The organism is Candidatus Regiella endosymbiont of Tuberolachnus salignus, assembly GCF_964020115.1.
GTDB lineage: Bacteria > Pseudomonadota > Gammaproteobacteria > Enterobacterales > Enterobacteriaceae > Regiella > Regiella insecticola.
Window position 1 is genome coordinate 1388478 of sequence record NZ_OZ026542.1, and the last position, 22140, is coordinate 1410617.

Annotated in this window: 21 protein-coding genes and 2 tRNA genes; 11 read left to right on the top strand and 12 right to left on the bottom strand. The window is 41.4% G+C overall.

From position 1 onward, the window contains the following. Window positions 1-8 precede the first annotated feature (8 nt). The 7 genes from rimP to dapA all read right to left on the bottom strand — a co-directional run bounded on the left by rimP (window position 9) and on the right by dapA (window position 4627). Window positions 9-461, bottom strand: a complete 453-nt coding sequence (rimP, locus tag AACL30_RS07270) for a ribosome maturation factor RimP (RefSeq protein ID WP_339058416.1) — start codon at window positions 459-461, stop codon at window positions 9-11. Between the two features lie 211 nt (window positions 462-672). Continuing rightward, window positions 673-749: transfer RNA gene (locus AACL30_RS07275), tRNA-Met, on the bottom strand. A gap of 221 nt (window positions 750-970) precedes the next feature. Beyond that, window positions 971-1057 (bottom strand) — tRNA-Leu (locus AACL30_RS07280). 82 nt (window positions 1058-1139) lie between these two features. Further along, complete coding sequence (gene secG, locus AACL30_RS07285) at window positions 1140-1466, bottom strand: preprotein translocase subunit SecG (RefSeq protein ID WP_339058185.1); 327 nt, start codon at window positions 1464-1466, stop codon at window positions 1140-1142. A 286-nt stretch (window positions 1467-1752) separates the two neighbouring features. Further along, the gene (gene purC, locus AACL30_RS07290; RefSeq protein WP_339058186.1) at window positions 1753-2502 is read right to left on the bottom strand and encodes a phosphoribosylaminoimidazolesuccinocarboxamide synthase; all 750 of its coding nucleotides are present in this window, start codon (window positions 2500-2502) and stop codon (window positions 1753-1755) included. A 180-nt stretch (window positions 2503-2682) separates the two neighbouring features. After that, complete coding sequence (bamC, locus tag AACL30_RS07295; RefSeq protein ID WP_339058187.1) at window positions 2683-3729, bottom strand: outer membrane protein assembly factor BamC; 1047 nt, start codon at window positions 3727-3729, stop codon at window positions 2683-2685. Window positions 3730-3745: 16 nt separating this feature from the next. Continuing rightward, window positions 3746-4627: a 4-hydroxy-tetrahydrodipicolinate synthase gene (gene dapA, locus AACL30_RS07300; RefSeq protein WP_339058417.1), complete on the bottom strand. Its 882-nt coding sequence runs from the start codon at window positions 4625-4627 to the stop codon at window positions 3746-3748. Window positions 4628-5122: 495 nt separating this feature from the next. On the opposite strand from dapA, the gene AACL30_RS07305 reads away from it, so the two are divergent. Beyond that, on the top strand, window positions 5123-6670 hold the full coding sequence (locus tag AACL30_RS07305) for an anthrax toxin-like adenylyl cyclase domain-containing protein (RefSeq protein ID WP_339058188.1): 1548 nt from the start codon (window positions 5123-5125) through the stop codon (window positions 6668-6670). Here AACL30_RS07305 and rluA read toward each other — a convergent pair. From rluA to AACL30_RS07330, 5 genes are all read right to left on the bottom strand, one after another. Then, window positions 6610-7248, bottom strand: coding sequence for a bifunctional tRNA pseudouridine(32) synthase/23S rRNA pseudouridine(746) synthase RluA (gene rluA, locus AACL30_RS07310; RefSeq protein ID WP_339058189.1), 639 nt, complete (start codon window positions 7246-7248; stop codon window positions 6610-6612). The genes AACL30_RS07305 and rluA overlap by 61 nt on opposite strands. 12 nt (window positions 7249-7260) lie before the next feature. Next, entirely contained in the window at window positions 7261-10164 is a 2904-nt protein-coding gene (gene rapA, locus AACL30_RS07315) for an RNA polymerase-associated protein RapA (protein ID WP_339058190.1), read from the bottom strand. Between the two features lie 231 nt (window positions 10165-10395). Further along, window positions 10396-11325 carry a CDF family zinc transporter ZitB gene (gene zitB, locus AACL30_RS07320; RefSeq protein ID WP_339058191.1) on the bottom strand — a complete coding sequence of 310 codons (930 nt, stop codon included), beginning with the start codon at window positions 11323-11325 and terminating at the stop codon, window positions 10396-10398. Window positions 11326-11478: 153 nt separating this feature from the next. Further along, window positions 11479-12231, bottom strand: coding sequence for a 2,3-diphosphoglycerate-dependent phosphoglycerate mutase (gene gpmA, locus AACL30_RS07325; RefSeq protein ID WP_339058192.1), 753 nt, complete (start codon window positions 12229-12231; stop codon window positions 11479-11481). A 316-nt stretch (window positions 12232-12547) separates the two neighbouring features. After that, the gene (locus AACL30_RS07330; protein WP_339058193.1) at window positions 12548-12841 is read right to left on the bottom strand and encodes a helix-turn-helix domain-containing protein; all 294 of its coding nucleotides are present in this window, start codon (window positions 12839-12841) and stop codon (window positions 12548-12550) included. A 98-nt stretch (window positions 12842-12939) separates the two neighbouring features. Between AACL30_RS07330 and AACL30_RS07335 the strand changes: the two genes are divergently transcribed. The 10 genes from AACL30_RS07335 (at window position 12940) to rseP (ending at window position 22114) form a co-directional block, all read left to right on the top strand. After that, window positions 12940-13317, top strand: coding sequence for a hypothetical protein (locus tag AACL30_RS07335; protein ID WP_339058194.1), 378 nt, complete (start codon window positions 12940-12942; stop codon window positions 13315-13317). Beyond that, window positions 13314-13538 (top strand): hypothetical protein, encoded by a 225-nt coding sequence (locus tag AACL30_RS07340; protein WP_339058195.1) that lies wholly within the window; start codon window positions 13314-13316, stop codon window positions 13536-13538. The genes AACL30_RS07335 and AACL30_RS07340 overlap by 4 nt, the downstream gene beginning before the upstream one ends. Before the next feature lie 440 nt (window positions 13539-13978). Continuing rightward, entirely contained in the window at window positions 13979-14707 is a 729-nt protein-coding gene (gene rpsB, locus AACL30_RS07345; RefSeq protein WP_339058196.1) for a 30S ribosomal protein S2, read from the top strand. Between the two features lie 371 nt (window positions 14708-15078). Continuing rightward, window positions 15079-15939: a translation elongation factor Ts gene (gene tsf, locus AACL30_RS07350; RefSeq protein ID WP_339058197.1), complete on the top strand. Its 861-nt coding sequence runs from the start codon at window positions 15079-15081 to the stop codon at window positions 15937-15939. A 347-nt stretch (window positions 15940-16286) separates the two neighbouring features. Beyond that, complete coding sequence (gene pyrH / locus AACL30_RS07355) at window positions 16287-17072, top strand: UMP kinase (RefSeq protein ID WP_339058198.1); 786 nt, start codon at window positions 16287-16289, stop codon at window positions 17070-17072. 152 nt (window positions 17073-17224) lie between these two features. Continuing rightward, complete coding sequence (gene frr, locus AACL30_RS07360) at window positions 17225-17782, top strand: ribosome recycling factor (RefSeq protein WP_339058199.1); 558 nt, start codon at window positions 17225-17227, stop codon at window positions 17780-17782. A gap of 30 nt (window positions 17783-17812) precedes the next feature. Next, the gene (gene ispC / locus AACL30_RS07365) at window positions 17813-19015 is read left to right on the top strand and encodes a 1-deoxy-D-xylulose-5-phosphate reductoisomerase (protein ID WP_339058200.1); all 1203 of its coding nucleotides are present in this window, start codon (window positions 17813-17815) and stop codon (window positions 19013-19015) included. A gap of 27 nt (window positions 19016-19042) precedes the next feature. After that, window positions 19043-19813: a (2E,6E)-farnesyl-diphosphate-specific ditrans,polycis-undecaprenyl-diphosphate synthase gene (ispU, locus tag AACL30_RS07370; protein WP_339058201.1), complete on the top strand. Its 771-nt coding sequence runs from the start codon at window positions 19043-19045 to the stop codon at window positions 19811-19813. Between the two features lie 9 nt (window positions 19814-19822). Further along, window positions 19823-20671: a phosphatidate cytidylyltransferase gene (gene cdsA / locus AACL30_RS07375; RefSeq protein WP_339058202.1), complete on the top strand. Its 849-nt coding sequence runs from the start codon at window positions 19823-19825 to the stop codon at window positions 20669-20671. A gap of 15 nt (window positions 20672-20686) precedes the next feature. After that, a complete protein-coding gene (gene rseP, locus AACL30_RS07380) occupies window positions 20687-22114 on the top strand; it encodes a sigma E protease regulator RseP (RefSeq protein ID WP_339058418.1) in 1428 nt (475 codons plus the stop codon). Window positions 22115-22140 lie beyond the last annotated feature (26 nt).

Below are 22140 nucleotides of genomic sequence, written 5' to 3' on the forward strand. Positions count from 1 at the left end.
CTAAACTTTTAAAAGTGGGGTACCAGGTTCGCTTTGCGGATATTGCTTAGTGCAAACACTTCATCTTTTCCATCCACAGTAACGATGATCATTTCTCCATCGACAGCCTTGATGATACCTTGCCACTTACGACGGTTTTGCATTGCCATACGTAATGTTAAACTGATCCTTTCCCCCAAATAGTCAGTATAATCTTCAGCGGTAAACAACGGGCGCTCAAGACCTGGGGATGAGACCTCTAAGTTGTAGGGACAGGTAATCGGCTCTTCAACATCTAGCACGGCACTCACCTGGTAGCTAACATCTGCACACATATCAACGGTGACGCCATCGCAGTTATCGATATAAATACGCAGTGTGGATTGGCGCCCTGGAATAAATTCGACCCCCACTAATTTGTGTCCCAAGGCTTTTACCGGTGCTGAAATTATCTCTGTTAATTTTTGTTCTAACGTGGACAAACTCACCCCCAAGACATAAAAAAAGGGCTTTATAGCCCAGTCATTTTTTTCAAATAACAAAAAACCCCGAAATTCGGGGTTTGATACAACTGGACCCTATTAGCCGCTGAAAGAATCCCTCGGCATGACTTCTGATAAATATTTTTTCAAATCAAAATCGAGGTTAATTAATCTCTTTAAATATCGTATTTGAAAAAAATTTTTCGAGAAGTGGTTGCGGGAGCCGGATTTGAACCAGCGACCTTCGGGTTATGAGCCCGACGAGCTACCAAACTGCTCCACCCCGCGTCCGAAAACGTAGCAAATAGTACGTTGATAATCATCCAAAAGCAAGCTATCTCTAAGAGCCTATTCGAAATCTTTTGTGCTCGCTAATACTTTAGACTTCTTGCATAACCTACTGCATGGTGTGAATTTTTGCGTTAAATATAAAAGGAACTGCGCCTTTTCGCCTATTTTTTTCTCAATTGAGCGTAGCTCAAAGAAGATTTCGAATAGGCTTTAAGAATTGGTACCGAGGACGGGATTTGAACCCGTAAGCCCAATCGAGCACTACCACCTCAAGGTAGCGTGTCTACCAATTTCACCACCTCGGTATTGAAGATAACATTTTTTTAGATCATTAGAGCCAATTTAAAATTTCTTTGTGTTCCGATACGAAGATAAGTACTAGTTCTATCACTGAGGAATATCGTTGCTCGGTTTTGGAGGCGCGCTTATTTTCTCATCTTTAGCTGGTTGACTCAGATTTTCCCACTCACTGCTTTGACGGTGTTGCTTGCTACTCATATTACCTAAGACCAGACTAACAATAAAAAACAATGTCGCCAATATAGCGGTCATACGGGTCATAAAGTTGCCTGAACCACTAGATCCAAACAGAGTCGAGGAGGCACCCGCTCCAAATGAAGCGCCCATATCTGCACCTTTACCTTGTTGCAACACGATAAGCGCAATAAGTCCAATCGAAATTAGTAAAAAAAATACTAGCAGCGTTACGTACATAGCTGTACCTATTCTCCCTATGGGTTCACCACATAAAAAATGGTCTTTATACCTTTCGCCTTTCAAGTTACGGCGGCGTTGGCCTCTCACTCTCATCCCAGTCATTTACTACCTGTACACTCCTGGAATTCGATTGATTGCCGCCTTGCCGTAACTCGAAATTCATTGGGTATATATGTGCCTCTATTTCTAGCATCGCTAAAGAAGATTGCAAACAACCTCAATGCTATTTAAAACGGAGTGGATACTAACGAAAGCCTGCAATCTGTGCAAGCGCAATTTCACCTTAAATCTTTTTATTCGCTGATACGTTGTCAGAAAAGGGCGCTAACGGAACACCGATACGTTTAGCAACCTGCTCATAGGCTTCTATCACACCGCCTAAATTGCCACGGAAGCGATCTTTATCCATCTTTTCTAACGTCTTTTTATCCCACAAGCGACAGCCATCGGGGGAAAACTCATCACCCAAGATGATTTTATTTTCAAACAAGCCAAATTCCAGTTTGAAATCCACTAGAATCAAACCAGCATCGTCAAACAATTTACTGAGTACATCATTAACTTGATAACTCAGCTTTTTCATTTGCGCCAAATGCGCTTCACTAACCCAGCCAAAGGCTTTACAGTGAGCCTCACTGACAATGGGATCATGCAGCTGATCATTTTTCAAAAACAGCTCAAATAATGGGTGATTTAGCACTTGGTTTTCTGTAATCCCTAACCGCTTCACCAGTGAACCCGCGGTACGGTTACGGATGACACATTCGATAGGGATCATCGCTAATTTTTTTACCAATGCTTCGTTGTCTGAAAGCAGTCGTTCCATTTGTGTGGGGATACCCGCTGCTTCAAGTCGGTTCATAATGAAATGATTAAACTTATTATTGATCATTCCTTTCCGATCGAAGGCTTGAATACGTTGACCATCCATTGCTGATGTATCATTGCGGAACTCCAGCACCAAATAATTAGGATCTTCAGTAGTGTAGACAGTTTTAGCCTTTCCGCGATACAACTCGGCTAATTTTTGCATCTCAATATGGCTCCAATAGTGTGATTATTTTTGATTCTATACCCTTCGCCTTTGAAGCCCCCGCGTTGTTGGCTGCGGGTGTTCGCTGAATCACGTAGTTGTCTACGCTCATCGGTCTCACCCCCTGGCCGCCGAAGGCAACTTCAAAGGCAAAGGGTATATCGCCCGCCGCTTTTTTGTTTATTTTGCATCAGTTTGATTCAATGCAGCGCGTAGCACCGCAACCAGCGCATCATTTTGTTGTTGATTTAATGTATGCCCTTTAGAATCGGTGAATTGCACGCTACTACGGTTGCCAAAATCACCCACTTGCAACTGATAGCTACCGGATTTTAATTTAGGATCTTGCGCACCTAATGCATCCCAATCACGGCTGTTGATAGGGTTATAAGTTACAGCAATGTTACCTTGTTGTCGGTCACGTTTAGTCACGGTCATCCCTATTTTTGCTAACGCAGGCGGCAGACGTTGCCAAACGATGGTGTAGGGTGCTCGTACAATAAGTCTGGGTAAAGCGCTATCATCACGTGCCGCTTGTACCTCTAGGCGCCCGATTTTGTCTGTGGTTTGATCATTATTGGTATTACTGTGGATTTTATCTAAGCCTTCAATCAATTTATTCAACATAGCACGATTGTAATGTTGTATCTCAATATTCGAAGTAACCATTTTTTCTTGTTGTTGTAAACCAAGTGATTTCACCACTAAAGCAAGCTGATTTCCTTGCTGTTGCACACTAATCTGATAACGGCCTTCAAAGGGTATATCTTCATCGGCTCGGTTCCATTTTATCCAATCGGTAGTAAGTGTTTGATTTGCATCCTGACGATCGGTGATGGGGAGGCTCTCGTTTTGCATCACTGTGGTAATTTGTGACCATAATGTATCGTTTTGACGATTATTGTCTAACAATAATTTACTGATATCAGCAGTGGACTCGATCCGGGAACCCTTTAATAGTACCAAGGGTTGAATTGGTGGCCGAATGTCTAACTGTTTGCCAACGGCACCTTGCTGTGATACCTGCGCAATATCGTAAGTTCCATGCTGCAATGGCAGGATTATCCCCTGCGGTGTATTGAGCCTTTTTAGCGCTGGTGTATCAAGATAGGCTTCATCACCGCTCACTTGGCGCTTATAACGTTGTTCTGTCGAACAAGCGGCTAACAACATTAGCCACAAAACGCTTATTATCTTTATCATTACTGATTTTTGTAATATAGCCATTATATTTTCCTAGCAATCAAGATAGTAGACCCGCACTTTTCAAGGCATCCTCGACGCGCTTCTGATTAACAAGGGTTAGCGATGTCATCGGTAAGCGTAAGGTTTCTGCTGTTATTAATCCCAGTCGTTTACAAGCCCATTTAACGGCAATTGGATTGGCTTCGATAAATAATTCTTTATGTAGTGGCATTAAACGCTCATTTAAACGGCCTGCTTCGGTTAACTCACCTTTGGCTACCTGTTGACAAAGTTTTGCCATTCCACCTGCTGCCACATTGGCCGTTACTGAAATAATCCCTTGCCCTCCTTCTTGTATAAAATCAAAACCTGTCGCATCATCACCGCTCAGCAGAATAAAGTCATCATTAACTCTGGGTTTTATCATGCTAAGCCGCTCTAAATTTCCAGTGGCTTCTTTTAAACCGATGATATTGGGGATTTGAGCTAATCTCACCACCGTTTCGGGCAATAAATCACAACCGGTGCGTGATGGTACATTATAAAGAATTTGAGGTAGATCGGAACTTTTAGCAATGGCTTCAAAATGGCGATATAACCCTTCCTGTGTTGGACAATTATAGTAGGGGGTAATGGTTAAACAAGCGGCTACTTTGCTGCCTTCAAAACGCTGGGTGAGTGATATTGCATCTCGCGTCGCGTTAGATCCGGTACCTGCTATGATCGGGATACGTCCGGCCGCCAATTCTACTGCTTTTAATACGAGAGAAACATGCTCTTCACGCTCCAGTGTCGCGGCCTCTCCAGTCGTCCCTGCCACTACTATCGCTGAAGTTTTATTTTTGACGTGATAATCGATCAGTGTTTGCAAACTCTTTTCATCGACAGCTTCCTTGTCGTCCATCGGTGTGATCAAAGCTACTATACTTCCGCTAAACATTAGGCTATTCCCTCCCACAAGCAAGATATACCCTTCGCCCTTGAAGCTGCCGCTAGGCGGCAACTTCAAGGGCTATGGATACTCATGGTACTTTTGACCCCTATCAAAAAGCAAGTCACGAATCGTGCCTTATACCCTTCGCTTTTCAAGTTACGGCGGCGTTGGCTGCTCATTCTCATCCCAGTCATGTACTAACTGTACACTCCTGGGATTCGACTGATTGCCGCCTTGCCGTAACTCGAAATTCATTGGGTATATCCATTCTATTTTGTCGTAATTAAACTGAGTTATTTAATCATGATTGATTATTTTAATTTTTTAAAAATATTCTTTAATATTTTTCATTATCACTAATAAATAATTAAGTGTTTACACTTATACCTTGTCTATGGGTAGCATCATATATTAAAAAATAAATTAACTAAAAATTACAATTTTAACGAACTACATAACCATTATTATAAAAATTTTTAATTTAAAACCAGGAAAAAGACAATGAGTATTATTCATTTTGGATGTAACCCAATGCCTAACTATTATGCTGTTGATAGTGTAACGATGGATTCAATGAACAATGTGGCTCACTTAGAAGAACAACAAAATTCATATACTAAAAAAATCTTTACTCCTTATTTTTTTAGTATTACAGAGCCCGAAGGGAAAGAAGCAATAAAAGCTGCGGGCATCGTTGACCAACATGTTTATGGTTTTGCGGAATTAGCAAAAAAAGAAAATGTTTATTTTATTTTCCGTCCGGTTAATTCCCTGTCGACCTCTTTAATTTATAATGGTATGGCAACTAAGGGATTGGATGTACATGGTAAAAGTTCGGATTGGGGACCCATGGCTGGCTATATTCCATTCGATCAAAATTTAAGTAAGATGTTTGGCAATCAGTATGCAGTAAATAAAGGAAATGAAGAAAATAGACGGGCTCTTGAAGAGAAAAGTGATCGTTTTGCTAAAAAACAGCTTTATATTACCTCTGAAAGACTCGATGCATTACAAAGAGAAAAAATATTAGAATGGGATGTAGAAACATTAGAAATTACACCATTACATCATGAAGGTGCTGACAGCTACCAATTTCGCTTAAGACCACATCAGAATGGTTATCTAGTCGAATATAGAAAATTTAATACTATTACATGGCTTAAATTAGAATTAATGGGAAAAAAAGTAAATAATGAAATTAAACCCCTGACGGCTGATTATGATTTATTTATGGTGGCTCCAAATATAACAAATGTCATACATCCTGATAAAGTGTCTCAAGTGTTGGATACTGATACAGGAAAATTCGAAAATCTCGCCGTCTTGTTATGCAGAGAAGCATTAAGCCAGGAAAATAGACGTAAGGTAGATCCAGAAATTGGCCGTGCTCCGACCTGGATGCCATATTACATTGATAAATTAAATGAGAAAGCAAAGGAACGTGGATATAGTGGTGGAAATGTGGTTAATCATAGTTCTGAGATGGATAATCCGATGCCGGAATTTAATCAAAGTTTATTTTTTATTACCCCAAAGGGAAAGATCCTTCTGACTCAAAATTGGCAAGAAACACAAGATGTCATCGACTATATTAAAAAAGATAATTATGTGGTTTATAGCAATAGAAATTACAATTCACTTTTCATTACCGAGGATATTAATGGTAATCAAAAAGTCAGCATTATTCCCTGGGGGGATAGTTTACCTTTATTAAAAGAATTCGATAATTATACGGAGAGTATTAAGAAAATAAAAGGAAGTGAAATTATATCAAATGACTTAAAGATGATTAGAAAAAAATTAGAGGATTACCATAATAAAAAAATAGTTAACAAACAGATTAAGAAAAAAATAATATATAGCATTATCGAACAGCTGGAAAAGATGCTGCTAGATTACCGTGAGCAATACACTAATTTAGCCTTCGCTTTGGAGGGGTTGTATCAGCGTATAATTATTTATGTAAATAGAATGCTAAACGATTCAAGTCAAAAATCGGCATCACAACGAAAATACATTGGTGTGGAGAACATGGGATGCCTAATATAAAGCTCTTGTGCATGCAACTGTAAACGCGCTGCCATCGATTTAGCTCCCGGAGGCGCATAGAAGCCATCCCCCAAAATCGGATGGCCCAGTGCTAACATATGAACTCTTAACTGATGAGAGCGACCAGTAATAGGCGATAATTTTACTCGGGTGCTGCTGTTGCTATGTCCTGGAGCTTCATCATGACGAGATAATACCTGGTATTCAGTTTGCGCGGATTTACCCGTTTCATAACACACTTTTTGCTTAGGGCGATTTGGCCAATCGCAAATTAACGGTAAATCAATCAATCCCTGATCTTTTTTCACATGTCCATAGACACGAGCAACATAAACTTTTTTCGGCTCACGTTCACGAAATTGGCGTTTTAGTTCACGTTCCGCTGCTTTAGTTAACGCGATCACCATCACCCCGCTGGTCGCCATATCTAAACGATGAACCGATTCTGCTTGCGGGAATTCAGCCTGGATACGCATCATCACACTGTCTTTATTTTCAGGTGCACGCCCAGGGACGGAAAGCAATCCACTGGGTTTATTGATTACCATAATATGTTGATCTTGATATAGAACATTCAATGGAGGATCACTCTAGTGTGTTACCACAATCAAACGAATGGCATCAAGTCGGTAGCTCGCTTGATTTAAATGAGCCAACACTTGCTCACGATTATTTTGTAATGTGATTATTTCCTCATCACGGATACTGGGATTAACTTTTTTTAACGCAATGAGGCGTGCTAATTCATTACTAAGCTTATCATCCGCTTCATCTTTCGCTGTCGTGATTACGCCTTGCGCATATTGTGCCGCCCATGTCTCTGCTTGTTGTAGCATGTGGTGAACCTCTTTTTGAACCGAATTGATCAATTTACGTGCCGTATGGCGATTAAGGGCTTTTAACTGTCGATTCAACTGCTCGAACTCTACTTGATCGGCTAAATCTTTTCCTTGAGCATCCATTAATACACGTATCGGTGTTGGCGGCAAAAACCGAGTCAATTGTAAATATTTAGGGGCTTGTGCTTCAACCACATACACCAATTCAGTCAGTAAAGTACCAACGGGTAGTGTTTTGTTTTTGAGTAAAGAAACAGCGCAACTACCTGTATCACCAGATAGGATCATATCTAAGCCGTTACGTATAATCGGATGTTCCCAACTAATAAATTGAACATCTTCTCTCGATAATGCCCGGTGACGATCAAAGGTAACAGTGCAGCCATCTTGTGGTATATCAGGAAAATCTGGCACTAGCATATGGTCAGATGGGGTAAGAATCATCATATTATCACTGTGATCTTCTTGATTGATTCCGATAATATCGAGCAGATTAATCGTAAAATTAATTAAATTAACGTCGTTATCTTGCTTAGCAATGGTTGCTGCGAGCTGCTGGCTTTGCTCTCCTCCGTTTGAATGCATTTCTAATAGTCGATCACGACCTTCTTCTAACTTTGATCTTAGATGATGATGCTGCTGGTGACAGCGATCAATAAATTCATCTAATTTTTGTCCTTCGGCAGAGGTAATCAGATACTCCATCAGCTCTTGATGGCAATGATCATAAAGGGTACGTCCGGTTGGGCAGGTATGTTCAAATGCGTCTAGTCCTTCATGATACCAGCGCAGTAAAATAGCTTGCGGCGTTTTTTCCAGGTAAGGCACCATAATTTGAATGTCATGATTTTGGCCGATACGATCTAAACGTCCTATTCTTTGTTCTAGTAAATCAGGGTTAAACGGCAAATCAAACATGACTAGGCGACAGGAAAATTGGAAATTACGCCCTTCAGAGCCGATTTCAGAACAGATTAAAACTTGAGCGCCTTCTTCTTCTGCCGCAAAATAAGCGGCAGCTCGATCTCGATCAATCAGTGATTGATCTTGATGAAATAAGGCCGCTCGGATGGCACCGCGTTCACGTAGTACTTGCTCTAGTTGTAATACGGTAGTGGTGTGAGCGCAAATAATCAGCACTTTTTTATCACGATGGGCAATCAAATAATTTAATAGCCATTCAACCCGTGGATCAAAACTCCACCAGGTGGCATTTTTTCCTTCTAATTCTTGATAAATTTGTTCTGGATACAGTACATCTCTAACGCGATCTTCTAATTTTTTATTAGCACCTATAATGCCGGAGACTTTAATCGCTGTTTGATATTGGCTGGGTAACGGTAATTTTACGGGTTGTAACACTCTGCGCGGAAATCCCTGAATGGCATTCCGGGTATTACGGAATAAAACTCGACTGGTACCGTGCCGATCCATTAACAAGGTTATCAATTTACGGCGAGCAACTTTATTATTTGTATCATTACTGTTCGCTTCTTCGAGCAATGGCTCGATATTTTGTTCATTAATCAACTGCCTTACTAAATTCAGTGTGTCTTCCGCTAAAGATTCATCGTTAAGTAGCGCCATGACAGCATCAGCAATAGCGCGATAGCTCTGTTGTTCTTCAATGAATGTTGGGTAATGATGAAAACGATCGGGATCCAATAGCCGTAAACGCGCAAAATGACTTTGCTGACCCAATTGTTCAGGAGTTGCGGTTAACAGCAGTACACCGGCAATGTTGTTAGCAAGTTGTTCAATCGCTTGATATTCAGGGCTTGGGGTCTTTTCGTCCCAGCTGAGATGATGGGCTTCATCCACGACCAATAGATGCCAATCAGCGCTGGCGAGCTGTTCTAAGCGTTGTTTATTTTTTTGAACAAAATCCAACGAACAAATTACCCATTGTTCGGTTTCAAATGGATTAGTGCTGTCTTGTAACGCTTCGGTATAGCGCTGATCGTCGAAAAGCGAAAAGCGTAGATTAAAGCGTCGTAGCATCTCTACTAACCATTGATGTTGCAGGTTTTCTGGTACCACCAATAATACCCGTTCAGCTCGTCCAGTCAGCAATTGTTGGTGAATGATCATTCCGGCTTCAATGGTTTTTCCTAAACCTACTTCATCGGCGAGTAAAACACGGGGGGCATGACGTTGTCCCACTTCATAGGCAATGTGTAATTGATGTGGGATCAAATTGGCACGTACCCCACGCAATCCACTCCAAGGAAGATAAAACTGTTCGCTTTGATATTTATGAGCACGGAACCGTAGCGCAAAATGCTCCATGCGATCAATTTGGCCAGCAAACAAGCGGTCTTTTGGTTGAGTGAATGTCAGTTTACTATCAAGGAAAACTTCAGGCATTACCACATTAGTTTCACCGGTATCCAAACGAGTACCGATATAACTGATGATCCCTTCTTCCTGTTTTATTTCCGTTACTTTTAGCTGCCATCCCTCGTAATGATTGATAGTATCGCCGGGGTTAAAAATAACGCGGGTTATCGGTGAATGATGCTTTGCATAAAGGCGATTTTCACCTGTTGCGGGAAACTGTAAAGTGATCATACGTACGTCGACCGCAACGACGGTACCCAGTCCAAGTTTACTTTCTGTATCGCTTATCCAGCGTTGGCCAAGAGTAAAAGGCATAAAATTATTTGCTCGATTTTTTCAATAGACTTAATTACAAAATTAAAATACCGCATGCCTTATGCCTTGCGGTATTGATTGCTGTCATAGCTATGCCGAAGCTTTCGCTGTTAGCCGCAGTATTTTAACACAGGTTAGTTGGAAAACCCTGCCTTGCCGATTCAAAGGCGAAGGATATAAGGCATACCAGATAAAAATAGGACTAAAAAAGAGTGAAATGAAAAGTTTTTGTTAATGCCGGTGTTGAGTGCCGCTAATATGGGCTAATTGACCAATATCACAATTTTCTCCTTTACAAGACTGGTATTCTGTCTGAATAGTCGCATGGCCAATATTATGATGCTTTAATAAATACTGTTGGATACGTTGTAATAGATTATCGTGATCCTGCGGTGGGGTGACACGGACATGCAATGTCATCAAGCGTTGCTCACCTGCTTGCCATAAATGAACATGATGAACGTCATCTATTTCATCAATATTAAGACATAATTCTTTACGTAATTGGTCGATATCCACATCTTTCGGCGCTCCTTCAAGTAATTCGTGAAAGCTTTCTTTTAATAAACGCCAGGCACTGCGCAGTACCAATACTGAAACGAGTATGGATAAGATAGGATCTATTGGACTCCAGCCAGTTGTCAAAATAACCACTGCTGCAATGATGGCACCTACTGAACCCAGTAAGTCACCCAGTACATGTAAAGTGGCAGCCCGCACATTAATATTTTTTTCTTCAGTGCCGCGGTGCAATATCCAAAAACAAAATAGATTAGCGCAAAATCCGGCGACGGCAATAACCAGCATTGGGAGACCCAGCACATGATGGGGTTCGATAAAACGGTGAACAGCTTCCCAAATGATTAATAAGACAATCAGCAGCAATGCCGTAGCATTAACAAAGGCGGCTATCGTGGTTAATCGCAGATAACCAAAAGTATGGCGAGTATTGGGTTTACGCCGAGAAAAGTGCACGGCAACCAGCGCGATGAATAACGCCATCGCATCGGTTACCATATGACCGGCGTCAGCTAACAATGCGAGTGAACTAGAGATCAAACCGCCAATCACTTCTGCCAGCATAAATAGCACAGTGACGACAAAAGCGATGAATAAGCGTTTACTATTACTATCTTGCAAAAATGATGAAGAATTAGCCATAGGGTTTATTCCTAAATTTTATCTATACCCTTCGCCTTTCAAGTTACGGCGGCGTTGGCTGCGGGTGTTCGCCTCATCAGGTAGTCTATCTACGCTCATCGGTCGGTCGCCCTGGCCGCCTTGCCGTAACTTAAAAGGCGAAGGGTATACAGGCTATTGAGCTCTACCTTGATGCGCAACAGCTGCTGCTTTTTTCGCAATTTCTTCGCTGTCTCCCAAATAATAATGTTTGATAGGTTTTAGATCTTTGTCAAGTTCATAGACCAAGGGCACAGCGGTGGGGATATTAAGTTCCATAATCGCTTCTTCGCTCATATTATCAAGATATTTCACCAGTGCTCGGAGCGAATTACCATGAGCGACAATAATGACACGTTTACCTTCCATGACACGTGGTTTGATGACTTGCTGCCAGTATGGAATAACTCGCTCGATGGTTGAGGCTAGACTTTCAGTGAAAGGTAATTCATGGGGAAGTAGCGTTGCGTAACGCGGATCATGGCCAGGGTAGCGTTCGTCCTCTTTTGTCAATTCAGGTGGGCTGATGGCGAAACCACGACGCCATTGTTTCACTTGCTCCTCGCCATACTTTTTAGCCGTTTCAGCTTTATCCAAACCCTGTAGCGCTCCATAATGACGTTCGTTAAGTTTCCAAGATGCTTCAACGGGCAACTCAGATTGATCTAAACGCACTAGCACAGATGATAAAGTATTGGCAGCGCGTTTTAATACTGAGGTATAGGCAAGATCGAATATAAAACCTTCTTTCTTTAGTAAATCACCGGCCTGTTTGGCTTCGAGGCAACCTTTATCAGACAAATCGACATCAGCCCAACCGGTAAAACGATTTTCTTTATTCCACTCACTCTCACCATGCCTTACCAAAACTAACTTAGTGACTGTCATTAATTAACATCCTTAAATATTATATTAGACTTCGTGCTTGACATCTTTCTTGCCATAAACGGCGTAACCCTGCTGCTATACCCTTCACCTTTGAAGCCGCCGCGCTGTTGGCTGCGGGTGTTCGCCTCATGGTATGTCCACGCTCATCGGTCTCACATCCTGGCCGCCTAGCGGCAACTTGAAGGATTGTGGGTATATACCTTGCATATCAAAATGTAGCAAAAAGGGTTTCAAATCATAAATTAATATTTATCAAAATAATTTCTTTCGTAGCAAATACCGCCTTTTCCCCATGTTTTTTTAATCTTGTCCGCAGTTAACCAGCCTTTTGGTCTTTTAGGTAGTTGAATATATTTTCGTGCCCACCAGGGGAGAGCGCCGGCGATATTTGTCCGGCTTCTGGGGCTGCATTACCTGTCATCAACCATAAAGTATATTTTATGAAGAGGGGGTGCTGAGTAATTTTCATGAGTGTAGCACCACTCGGTTCAAATTTACCCATTTCATATTTATCTAATGTACTCAATGGGATATTCGTAAATTCACAAAATTTAGCCTTACTCAACCCTTCAGATTTTCTTATTGCTTTTATTTTTTCACTTAGCGTCATTGACAGTAATCCTATATAGGAGTTAATCTTCGGCCAATACTCCCGTGCCCGCAGGAGCAATGATGAAGGATTCACAATCCACTGAGTAAGGATAACTCATGAAAGAAATGCCGCAAAATAAACTAAGAGAAAGCAATGTAATTTCAGTGGAAAAATCAAAAAGGAAAATGATCCCATTGAAAAAAGATATGAATTCATTACTTTTCATATGTAAAGATAGGGGATTATTTCTCTTTTATTTACCCGCTAACAATATCAAGCGAAATCTTCTTAATAACGACAGCGATGCAACATTTTTCGCTATGCCGTTACACCCAGTACAAAATGATCTCGAGCATCATCCCTTTTTACTATTAATGCAAATCATCAACCACCAACACGGATTGAAGAGTGTTAAAATAGTTGATCTTCATTACTTTGCTGCTCTTATCGAATGTTTTGGCAAAATAGCAATGGGGGCTTGGGGAAAAAAATGACTCATACCCTCATCACACTCAGCCGCCATTCACATCAATATCGTGAATTTATTATTATTCGTCATCCAAAAACAGCAGTGAATCCTATCGTTCATTATCATTTATGGCTAGATAATAATTCGTTTGGAAAAGTAGACACATTAGAACAGGCAACAAGCTACATAGATTGGCTTCATAAAATGAAAGAGGGGGAGTGTTCATCACATGATCTACACCAATGAGCTCCTCATTTTAATCACAATTATTCTCATTATAATGATCATTAATCCACCTAAAAAATAAACTAAGAAGAAAGCGATCTAAAAGACCAAAAAAGTAACAAAAATTGGTGTACGGTGGCGGTTTGTGGTATAAAGCGCGCCTAATGTGTCAAGAACACACACAAATCGTCACGTACACCGGGGTGCTCAGAAATTTATCACTTAGATTTAATGGATCTCTTTCCAAACCGTAGCGAGTGATGCTAAGTCAAGGCGCCCCGGCGCACAGCAACCGGAGTGTACAACAGTACATGAGGATTGCGAGCACCGGGCAACGCAGGATTCGCGTCACGTAGTAGGTTTGGAAAGAGGTCTAATAAAAATAGGTGGAAGGTGTTTACTGGGTCGGTGTTATGGGATTTGTGGAGGCATAACCCCAACCAAAAAAAGAGGCTTTAATCATGGCAACTGTTTCCATGCGCAATATGCTCCAAGCGGGTGTCCACTTTGGTCATCAAACTCGTTACTGGAATCCGGAAATGAAACCTTACATTTTCGGATCGCGTAACAAGGTTCACATCATTAATCTAGAAAAAACAGTCCCTATGTTCAATGAAGCCTTGGCTGAATTGAGCAAAATTTCTACTCGTAAAGGTAAAATTCTGCTCGTTGGAACTAAACGTGCAGCAAGTGAAGCGATCAAGAAGACTGCTGAAGATTGCAAGCAGTATTTTGTTAACCATCGTTGGTTAGGCGGAATGTTGACTAACTGGAAAACCGTTCGTCAATCTATCAAGCGTTTAAAAGAGTTAGAAAGCCAGTCTCAGGATGGCACTTTTGAGAAGCTAACTAAAAAAGAAGCGTTAATGCGTACGCGTGAATTATCCAAGCTAGAAAAAAGTTTGGGTGGGATAAAAGACATGGGGGGACTACCCGATGCGCTTTTTGTTGTTGATGCTAATCATGAGCATATCGCTATCAAAGAAGCCAATAATTTAGGCATCCCCATATTCTCAATTGTTGATACTAATTCTAATCCAAAGGGTATCGATTTTATTATTCCAGGTAATGATGACGCCATCCGGGCGATTAATTTGTACCTGGACGCGGTTGCTGCCGCGATTCGTGAAGGTAATTCACAGGATTTAGCTGTGCAAACGGAACAAATATTTAGCGAACAAGCTGAATAATCTCTTAATCCAGCACATTCTGTTAGAGCCTGTTCCAAATCTTCTTGAGCGACGCGCAATTGAGAAAAAAATGAGCGAAAAAGCGCAGTTTCTTTTTATACTTAATGAAGAGAATAAATGCGCATTTTGAGCTCGTTTTTGACAAAAGACTGCTTGCAAAACCGTAGCGAGGGTTGTGAGGTCAAAGCGCAAGGCGCGCACAGCAACCTTCGTTGACATATAAGTACAGGAGGATTGTGAGCACCACGCAACACCGAATTCACACCACGCACTAGGTTATGCAAGAAGTCTAAAGTATCAGCGAGCACAAGAGACTTAGACAGGCGCTTAGAGACACTATTCTCCCCTAAGAGATAAATGAGGAAAATAAAATGGTTGATATTACTGCTGCCATGGTAAAAGAACTCCGTGAACGTACCGGTGTCGGCATGATGGATTGTAAAAAAGCCTTAGTTGAAGCTAACGGTGATATTGAGCTCTCTATCGATAATATGCGTAAATCAGGTCAAGCAAAAGCAGCGAAGAAAACAGGGCGTGTTGCCGCTGAAGGTATTATTCTGACTCAACTCAGCTCAGACAAAAAAATTGCTGTAATGATTGAATTAAATTGTGAAACAGATTTTGTAGCGAAAAATCCTGATTTCTATGCATTTGGTGAAAAAGTGATAAGCCAAGCGCTCACTGATAAAGCAACTGATATTACCTGCTTGCAATCCACATTCGAAGAACAACGTACCGCTTTAGTTGCTAAATTGGGTGAAAACATCGTTATTCGCCGTGTTACCCTAGTTGAAGGTGATGTGGTGGGTTTGTATTTGCATGGTGGTGCAAAAATCGGAGTGATAGTGGCCGGAAAAAATGCAAATACAGAATTATTAAAGCACATTGGAATGCATATCGCAGCAAGCAAGCCGGAATACCTCAAAGCGGAAGATGTTCCAGAGCAGGTTGTCACTCGTGAGCACCAGATTCAATTGGATATTGCTATGCAGTCTGGCAAGCCACGTGAAATTGCTGAAAAAATGGTCGAAGGTCGGATGCGTAAATTTACCGGTGAAATTTCCCTGACTGGCCAGAATTTCGTGATGGATACGAATAAAACTGTCGCACAGTTATTAAAGGAACATAACGCTGATGTAACCGCTTTCGTTCGTTATGAAGTGGGAGAAGGGATTGAAAAAATCCAACATGATTTTGCTGCAGAAGTGGCAGCCATGAGTGCATCTTCTTAAACATCCGTATAAAACCGCCGATGGGCGGTTTTATTTTTTAAATTTTGACAATAGACTTCTTAGAGCCTATTCGAAGTCTTCTTTGAACTACGCTCAATTGAAAAAAAAATAGGCGAAAAAACGCGGTTGCCTTTTTTGTACAAAACAAGAGAGTAAATGAGCATTTTGAGCACGTTTTTGACAAAAAACTGCTTGCAAAACCGTAGCGAGGGAGGTGAAGTTAAGGCGCCCGACGCACAGCAACCTTCGTTAACGTGCGAGCACAAGAGATTTCTAACAGGCTCTAATATGTCACTAGTTCCCCGAAACCATCCTCCCCCAATACTGCTGCTCTAGGACATAACACCATGACAAAAGACACAAAACCAAAACTGGAACCTAAACCCAAACCTAAATATAAACGTATTCTGCTAAAATTAAGCGGCGAAGCATTACAAGGTGAAGAAGGTTTTGGTATTGATCCTAAAACTTTAGATCGTATGGCGAATGAAATAAAAAAACTGACCGAACTGGAAATTGAGGTTGGTATGGTCATTGGTGGGGGGAATTTATTCCGTGGTGCTGGTTTGGCAAAAGCGGGCATGAACCGTGTGGTAGGCGACCATATGGGGATGTTAGCGACCGTCATGAATGGTTTGGCAATGCGAGATGCACTTCATCGAGCTTGTGTGAGTGCCCGTTTGATGTCGGCTATTTCACTAAGTGGAGTATGCGACAATTATAGCTGGGCTGAGGCCATCAGTTTGTTACGTCATAACCGTGTCGTCATTTTTTCTGCCGGCACCGGTAATCCATTTTTTACTACAGATTCCGCTGCTTGTTTACGTGGGATTGAAATTAAAGCGGACATTGTGTTAAAAGCCACTAAAGTCGACGGTGTTTACACAGCAGATCCTGCAAAAGATCCAAAGGCAAAATTATATCAACACTTAACTTATAAGAAGGTGTTGGATGAAGAGCTTAAAGTAATGGATCTTGCCGCTTTTACTTTAGCACGGGATCACAATCTACCGATTCGCGTGTTTAATATGAATAAAAAAGGAGCGTTACTACGCGTTGTCATGGGTGAAGAAGAAGGGACATTAATTTCTAAGCCTTTAGTTGCTCCTGAGAAGACTATATATACCCAATAAATTTCGAGTTACGGCAAGGTGGCAATCAATTGAATCGCCGAAGTGTACACATAGTACATGAATGACGGAGGTGAGCGATCGCTGCCAACGCCGCCGTAACTTGAAAGGCGAAGGGTATAAGCCAATTTAATTATCATTTTAGGGTTCATAACGTGATTAATGACATTAGAATAAACGCTACAGAGCGCATGGAAAAATGCATAGCGACATTCCAAACACAAAGTAGCAGAATTCGTACTGGTCGTGCTTCTCCTTCTATTCTTGATGGCATTAAAGTGGAATATTACGGTAGTGCCACCCCTTTGCGTCAATTGGCTAGTGTAGTAGCAGAAGATGCTAGAACTTTAGCGATTGATTTATTTGATCGTAACCTAATCTCTGCAGTAGAAAAAGCCATTATAGCCTCTGATTTGGGTCTTAATCCGTCTTCTGCGGGCAGTAGGATTCGTATCCCCCTGCCTCCATTAACGGAAGAACGCCGTAAAGAATTAATAAAAATCGTCGGGCAGGACGCTGAAAATAGCCGTGTTGCTATACGTAATGTTCGCCGAGATGCTAACGAAAAAATTAAAGCTTTACTGAAAGACAAAGCGATAAGTGAAGACGAAGAACGGCAGGCTCAAGACAAAATACAAAAGTTGACCGACGGTGCTATCAAGAAAATTGATGAATTATTAAAAAAGAAAGAAGAAGAATTAAAAGAATTTTAATTGCTATTATTTTTACGTTAGAAGATCTCTATGAAACGTCTGACTATACTTGGCTCTACCGGTTCCATCGGCTGTCAGGCTTTGGAGGTGGTAAAGGCGCATCCTGATTTATTTAGCGTGACGGCTTTGGTTGGCGGATATAATGTGAATAAAATGGCCGCGCAATGTCAGGAGTTTATGCCAAAATATGCGGCGATGGCAGATGAAATTGCAGCATGCACGCTACGAGAGCGGTTAAAAGAAAAAAAAATAGAAACAACAGAGGTTATTTCTAGTCAGCACGCTGCTTGTGAATTAGCAAAATTACCTGAAGTAGATCAAGTTATAGCGGCTATTGTCGGTATTGCTGGATTATTACCTACCTTGGCCGCCATTGAGGCAGGTAAGCGAGTATTGTTGGCAAATAAAGAATCACTCATCACCTGCGGCCATATTTTCATGGATGCAGTGAAAAAAAATGGTGCACAGCTATTACCGATCGACAGTGAACACAATGCCATTTTTCAATGTTTGCCCCAACAAATGCAGCAACGTTTAGGTGATGCTTCGCTAGTGGAACAGGGTGTGTCATCTATTATTTTGACAGGCTCTGGTGGCCCGCTCCGCGACATTCCCGTAGCGGAATTTGGCGATGTAACACCGAAGCAAGCTTGTGCTCATCCTAATTGGTCTATGGGGCGTAAAATTTCAGTTGACTCCGCGACCATGATGAATAAAGGGCTAGAATATATTGAAGCACATTGGTTATTTAACGCTTCTGCCGAGCAGATCGAAGTGGTGTTACATCCCCAGTCTGTTATTCATTCCATGGTATGTTATAACGACGGTAGTGTATTAGCACAATTAGGTTCTCCTGATATGCGGATACCTATTGCTTATGCGATGGCGTATCCTGATCGGATTAAGTCGGGTGTTGACGCTCTCAATTTCTGCCAGATGGGAGCGTTAACATTCACACAGCCTGATAAGCAGCGTTATCCTTGCTTGCCATTAGCGATTGATGCTTGTCACAGCGGCCAGACAGCAACTACTGCACTTAACGCAGCCAATGAGGTTGCAGTGCAGAAATTTCTCGACGGCACTATTAGATTTACTGATATTGTAAAAGTGAATGAAAAAGTAGTTGAAAAGCAGACATCAAAAGAGCCAAACAGCGTAGAAGAGGTTTTGGAAATTGACCAACTAGCTAGAAAGGAAGCTAATGAAGTCATCTGCAATTTGCGGAAAAATTAATCTTGATAAGGAAAATAAGTTCGAATTATGTTGTTCCAGAATGCATATAAAACTGCTTGCTATCTTCCAGCGCCTCGTCCGCGTCATGTTGCTATCATTATGGATGGCAATGGTCGTTGGGCAAAAAATAAGTGCAAAATGAGGGTATACGGCCATAAAGCTGGCGTAAAATCAGTACGAAGAGCGGTGAGTTTTGCTGCAAAACATGGTTTGGATGCGCTTACGTTATATGCATTTAGTAGTGAAAATTGGAGACGTCCCGCCACGGAGGTTACTGCGCTGCTAGAACTTTTTGTCTGGGCGTTGAGCCACGAAGTCAAAAATTTACATAAAAATAATATTTGCTTGCATATTATTGGTGATACTAGTCAATTTTCTACATCGTTACAAGATCATATTACCCGTGCTGAAGCACTAACGGCGAAAAATGATGGCTTAAAACTCAATATAGCGGCTAATTATGGCGGTCGTTGGGATATTATTCAAAGTGTACGCCAGCTAGCTCACCAAGTGCAGGAGGGGTTATTACAACCCGAGGAGCTAAATGAAGAATTACTTAATTCTTGTATTTGTTTGAATACTCAATCGCCGGTTGATCTAGTGATCAGAACAGGAGGTAATCATCGCATCAGTAATTTTCTATTATGGCAAACCGCCTATGCTGAACTCTACTTCACAGATATACTCTGGCCTGATTTTGATGAACCTGCTTTTGAAATGGCATTGAAAGAATTTGCTCGACGTGAGCGTCGTTTTGGGGGGCTTTCACCTGTCGATATCGATGTAACAGCATCTTAGGAGAAACTTTTGCTAAAGTATCGTTTGATTACTGCTTTGATTTTGATTCCTATTGTTATATGCGGATTATTTTTACTACCACCGATGGTTTTTGCCGTCATGACTTTAGGGGTGTGTATGTTGGCAGCTTGGGAGTGGGGGCAATTCGCCGGGTTTGTTACCCAAGAACAGCGGCTTTGGTTAGCGATATTCTGCGGCTTTCTTCTAGTTGTAATGTTACTGAGTATGCCAGCCTATAAAAATCCATTAGATCTTAGACAGATACGTATCCCGCTTTGGTTCTCTATGGGCTGGTGGGCAACGGCGTTACTATTGATACTCACTTATCCCCGTTCAGCAGCACTCTGGCGTAATTCACGCACTCTGACTATCATTTTTGGCGTATTAACTATTGTGCCGTTCTTTTGGGGCATTTTTGCATTGCGACAATATGGTTACGAGCAGAATCAGGAAACGGGGGCTTGGTGGCTGCTCTACATTATGCTATTAGTGTGGGGAAGCGATTCTGGAGCTTACTTTTTTGGTAAAGCATTTGGTAAACATAAATTGGCCGCTAAAATTTCACCCTCGAAAACCTGGGAAGGGTTGTTAGGGGGATTATTAAGTGCTGCTTTAATTTCATTTTTATTCAGCTATTATGCGCCGTTAAATATCGTCACTGAAAAACTGGTAATTTGCTCTATTGTAGCTGCATTGGCATCGATACTGGGTGATCTAACCGAAAGTATGCTTAAACGGGAAGCGGGTATTAAAGACAGTGGCTATTTAATTCCAGGACATGGAGGGGTATTAGATCGTATCGATAGTTTAACCGCCGCCGTACCGGTGTTTGCGGGTTTGATGTTGCTAGTATTTTAATCTATTTTAAGGCTTATCATGCATATACTTTGGAATTTGGCTGCGTTTATCGTTGCATTGGGTATTCTAATTACCGTGCATGAGTTTGGTCATTTCTGGGTCGCGCGTCGCTGTGGCGTTAAAGTAGAGCGTTTTTCTATTGGTTTTGGTAAAGCATTGTGGTGCTATACTGATCGCTTCGGTACTGAATATGTCCTGGCACTTATCCCGCTAGGAGGCTATGTTAAAATGCTCGATGAGCGTGTTGAAGCTGTGGCTCCCGCGTTGCGTTCTCAAACCTTTAGTAATAAGACAGTACTGCAACGTATGGCTATTATTAGTGCTGGTCCGATTGCCAATTTTATCTTTGCTATTTTTGCTTATTGGCTAGTATTCATCCTTGGTGTACCTAGTATCCGTCCTGTCGTAGGTGGTGTCCCTGAGCAGTCGATCGCGGCACAGGCCGGTATTTCTGCGGGGATGGAAATAAAAGCTATTGATGGTGTAGCAACATCTGATTGGGATGCTGTGCGTTTGCAACTGATAAGTAAAATGGGGGACGATCAAATTGAAATGGAGGTTAGACCCTTTCTATCAGCGTCAAATTACGTCGAAGATCATACAGATAATATAATGCAAAAAACGTTAGATTTACGGCATTGGAGATTTGAACCAGACAAGCAAGATCCATTGGTAACATTGGGTCTTATCCCTGTAGGGTCACAAATTCAGACGGTATTGGCTGAAGTTCAATCTGGGTCAGCAGCAGAAAAAGCCGGTTTACAAGTGGGTGATAAGATCGTTAAAGTAGACGATAAAATAGTGGATAAATGGTCATTATTTGTCGCTTTAGTGCATGATAATCCAGGTAAACCATTAGCATTAGAAGTGAAAAGAAAAGACGCTTCCTTATTTTTAACCCTGGTACCTGATATCATCGTTGATGGAGTAATATCCAATTATCATTATTTAGATAAAACGACTACCGATAAAAATTTAACCGGACAAGGATTTGCTGGGGTGGCGCCTAAAGTGATGCCGTTGGCAGAAGAATATAAAACAATTCGTCAATATGCTCCGTTTGTTGCATTGTATCAAGCAGGGTGTAAAACGTGGCAATTGATGCGGTTGACGGTAAAGATGTTAGGAAAATTAATTGTTGGTGATGTTAAGCTGAATAACTTAAGCGGTCCTATCTCTATTGCACAAGGTGCAGGCGCTTCGGCTGAGTATGGGTTAGTCTATTATCTAATGTTTTTAGCACTTATTAGTATCAATTTAGGGATTATTAATTTATTCCCATTACCGGCACTAGACGGTGGCCATTTGCTTTTATTAGCAATAGAAAAGCTAAAGGGTAAACCGCTTTCTGAGCGAGTACAAGACGCCAGTTTTCGCATTGGTTCAATTTTACTGATGTTATTGATGGGGCTTGCACTTTTTAATGATTTCTCTCGCCTTTAAACAGCCAGAGATAAATTAGGAAAAAC

Coding starts and splice junctions, on each gene's coding strand:
- rpsB (WP_339058196.1), top strand. CDS start 13,979: ATGGCAACTGTTTCCATGCGCAATATGCTCCAAGCGGGTGTCCACTTT.
- secG (WP_339058185.1), bottom strand. CDS start 1,466: ATGTACGTAACGCTGCTAGTATTTTTTTTACTAATTTCGATTGGACTT.
- zitB (WP_339058191.1), bottom strand. CDS start 11,325: ATGGCTAATTCTTCATCATTTTTGCAAGATAGTAATAGTAAACGCTTA.
- dapA (WP_339058417.1), bottom strand. CDS start 4,627: ATGTTTAGCGGAAGTATAGTAGCTTTGATCACACCGATGGACGACAAG.
- AACL30_RS07340 (WP_339058195.1), top strand. CDS start 13,314: ATGACTCATACCCTCATCACACTCAGCCGCCATTCACATCAATATCGT.
- bamC (WP_339058187.1), bottom strand. CDS start 3,729: ATGGCTATATTACAAAAATCAGTAATGATAAAGATAATAAGCGTTTTG.
- AACL30_RS07330 (WP_339058193.1), bottom strand. CDS start 12,841: ATGACGCTAAGTGAAAAAATAAAAGCAATAAGAAAATCTGAAGGGTTG.
- tsf (WP_339058197.1), top strand. CDS start 15,079: ATGGTTGATATTACTGCTGCCATGGTAAAAGAACTCCGTGAACGTACC.
- AACL30_RS07335 (WP_339058194.1), top strand. CDS start 12,940: ATGAAAGAAATGCCGCAAAATAAACTAAGAGAAAGCAATGTAATTTCA.
- AACL30_RS07305 (WP_339058188.1), top strand. CDS start 5,123: ATGAGTATTATTCATTTTGGATGTAACCCAATGCCTAACTATTATGCT.
- ispU (WP_339058201.1), top strand. CDS start 19,043: ATGTTGTTCCAGAATGCATATAAAACTGCTTGCTATCTTCCAGCGCCT.
- pyrH (WP_339058198.1), top strand. CDS start 16,287: ATGACAAAAGACACAAAACCAAAACTGGAACCTAAACCCAAACCTAAA.
- ispC (WP_339058200.1), top strand. CDS start 17,813: ATGAAACGTCTGACTATACTTGGCTCTACCGGTTCCATCGGCTGTCAG.
- purC (WP_339058186.1), bottom strand. CDS start 2,502: ATGCAAAAATTAGCCGAGTTGTATCGCGGAAAGGCTAAAACTGTCTAC.
- rapA (WP_339058190.1), bottom strand. CDS start 10,164: ATGCCTTTTACTCTTGGCCAACGCTGGATAAGCGATACAGAAAGTAAA.
- gpmA (WP_339058192.1), bottom strand. CDS start 12,231: ATGACAGTCACTAAGTTAGTTTTGGTAAGGCATGGTGAGAGTGAGTGG.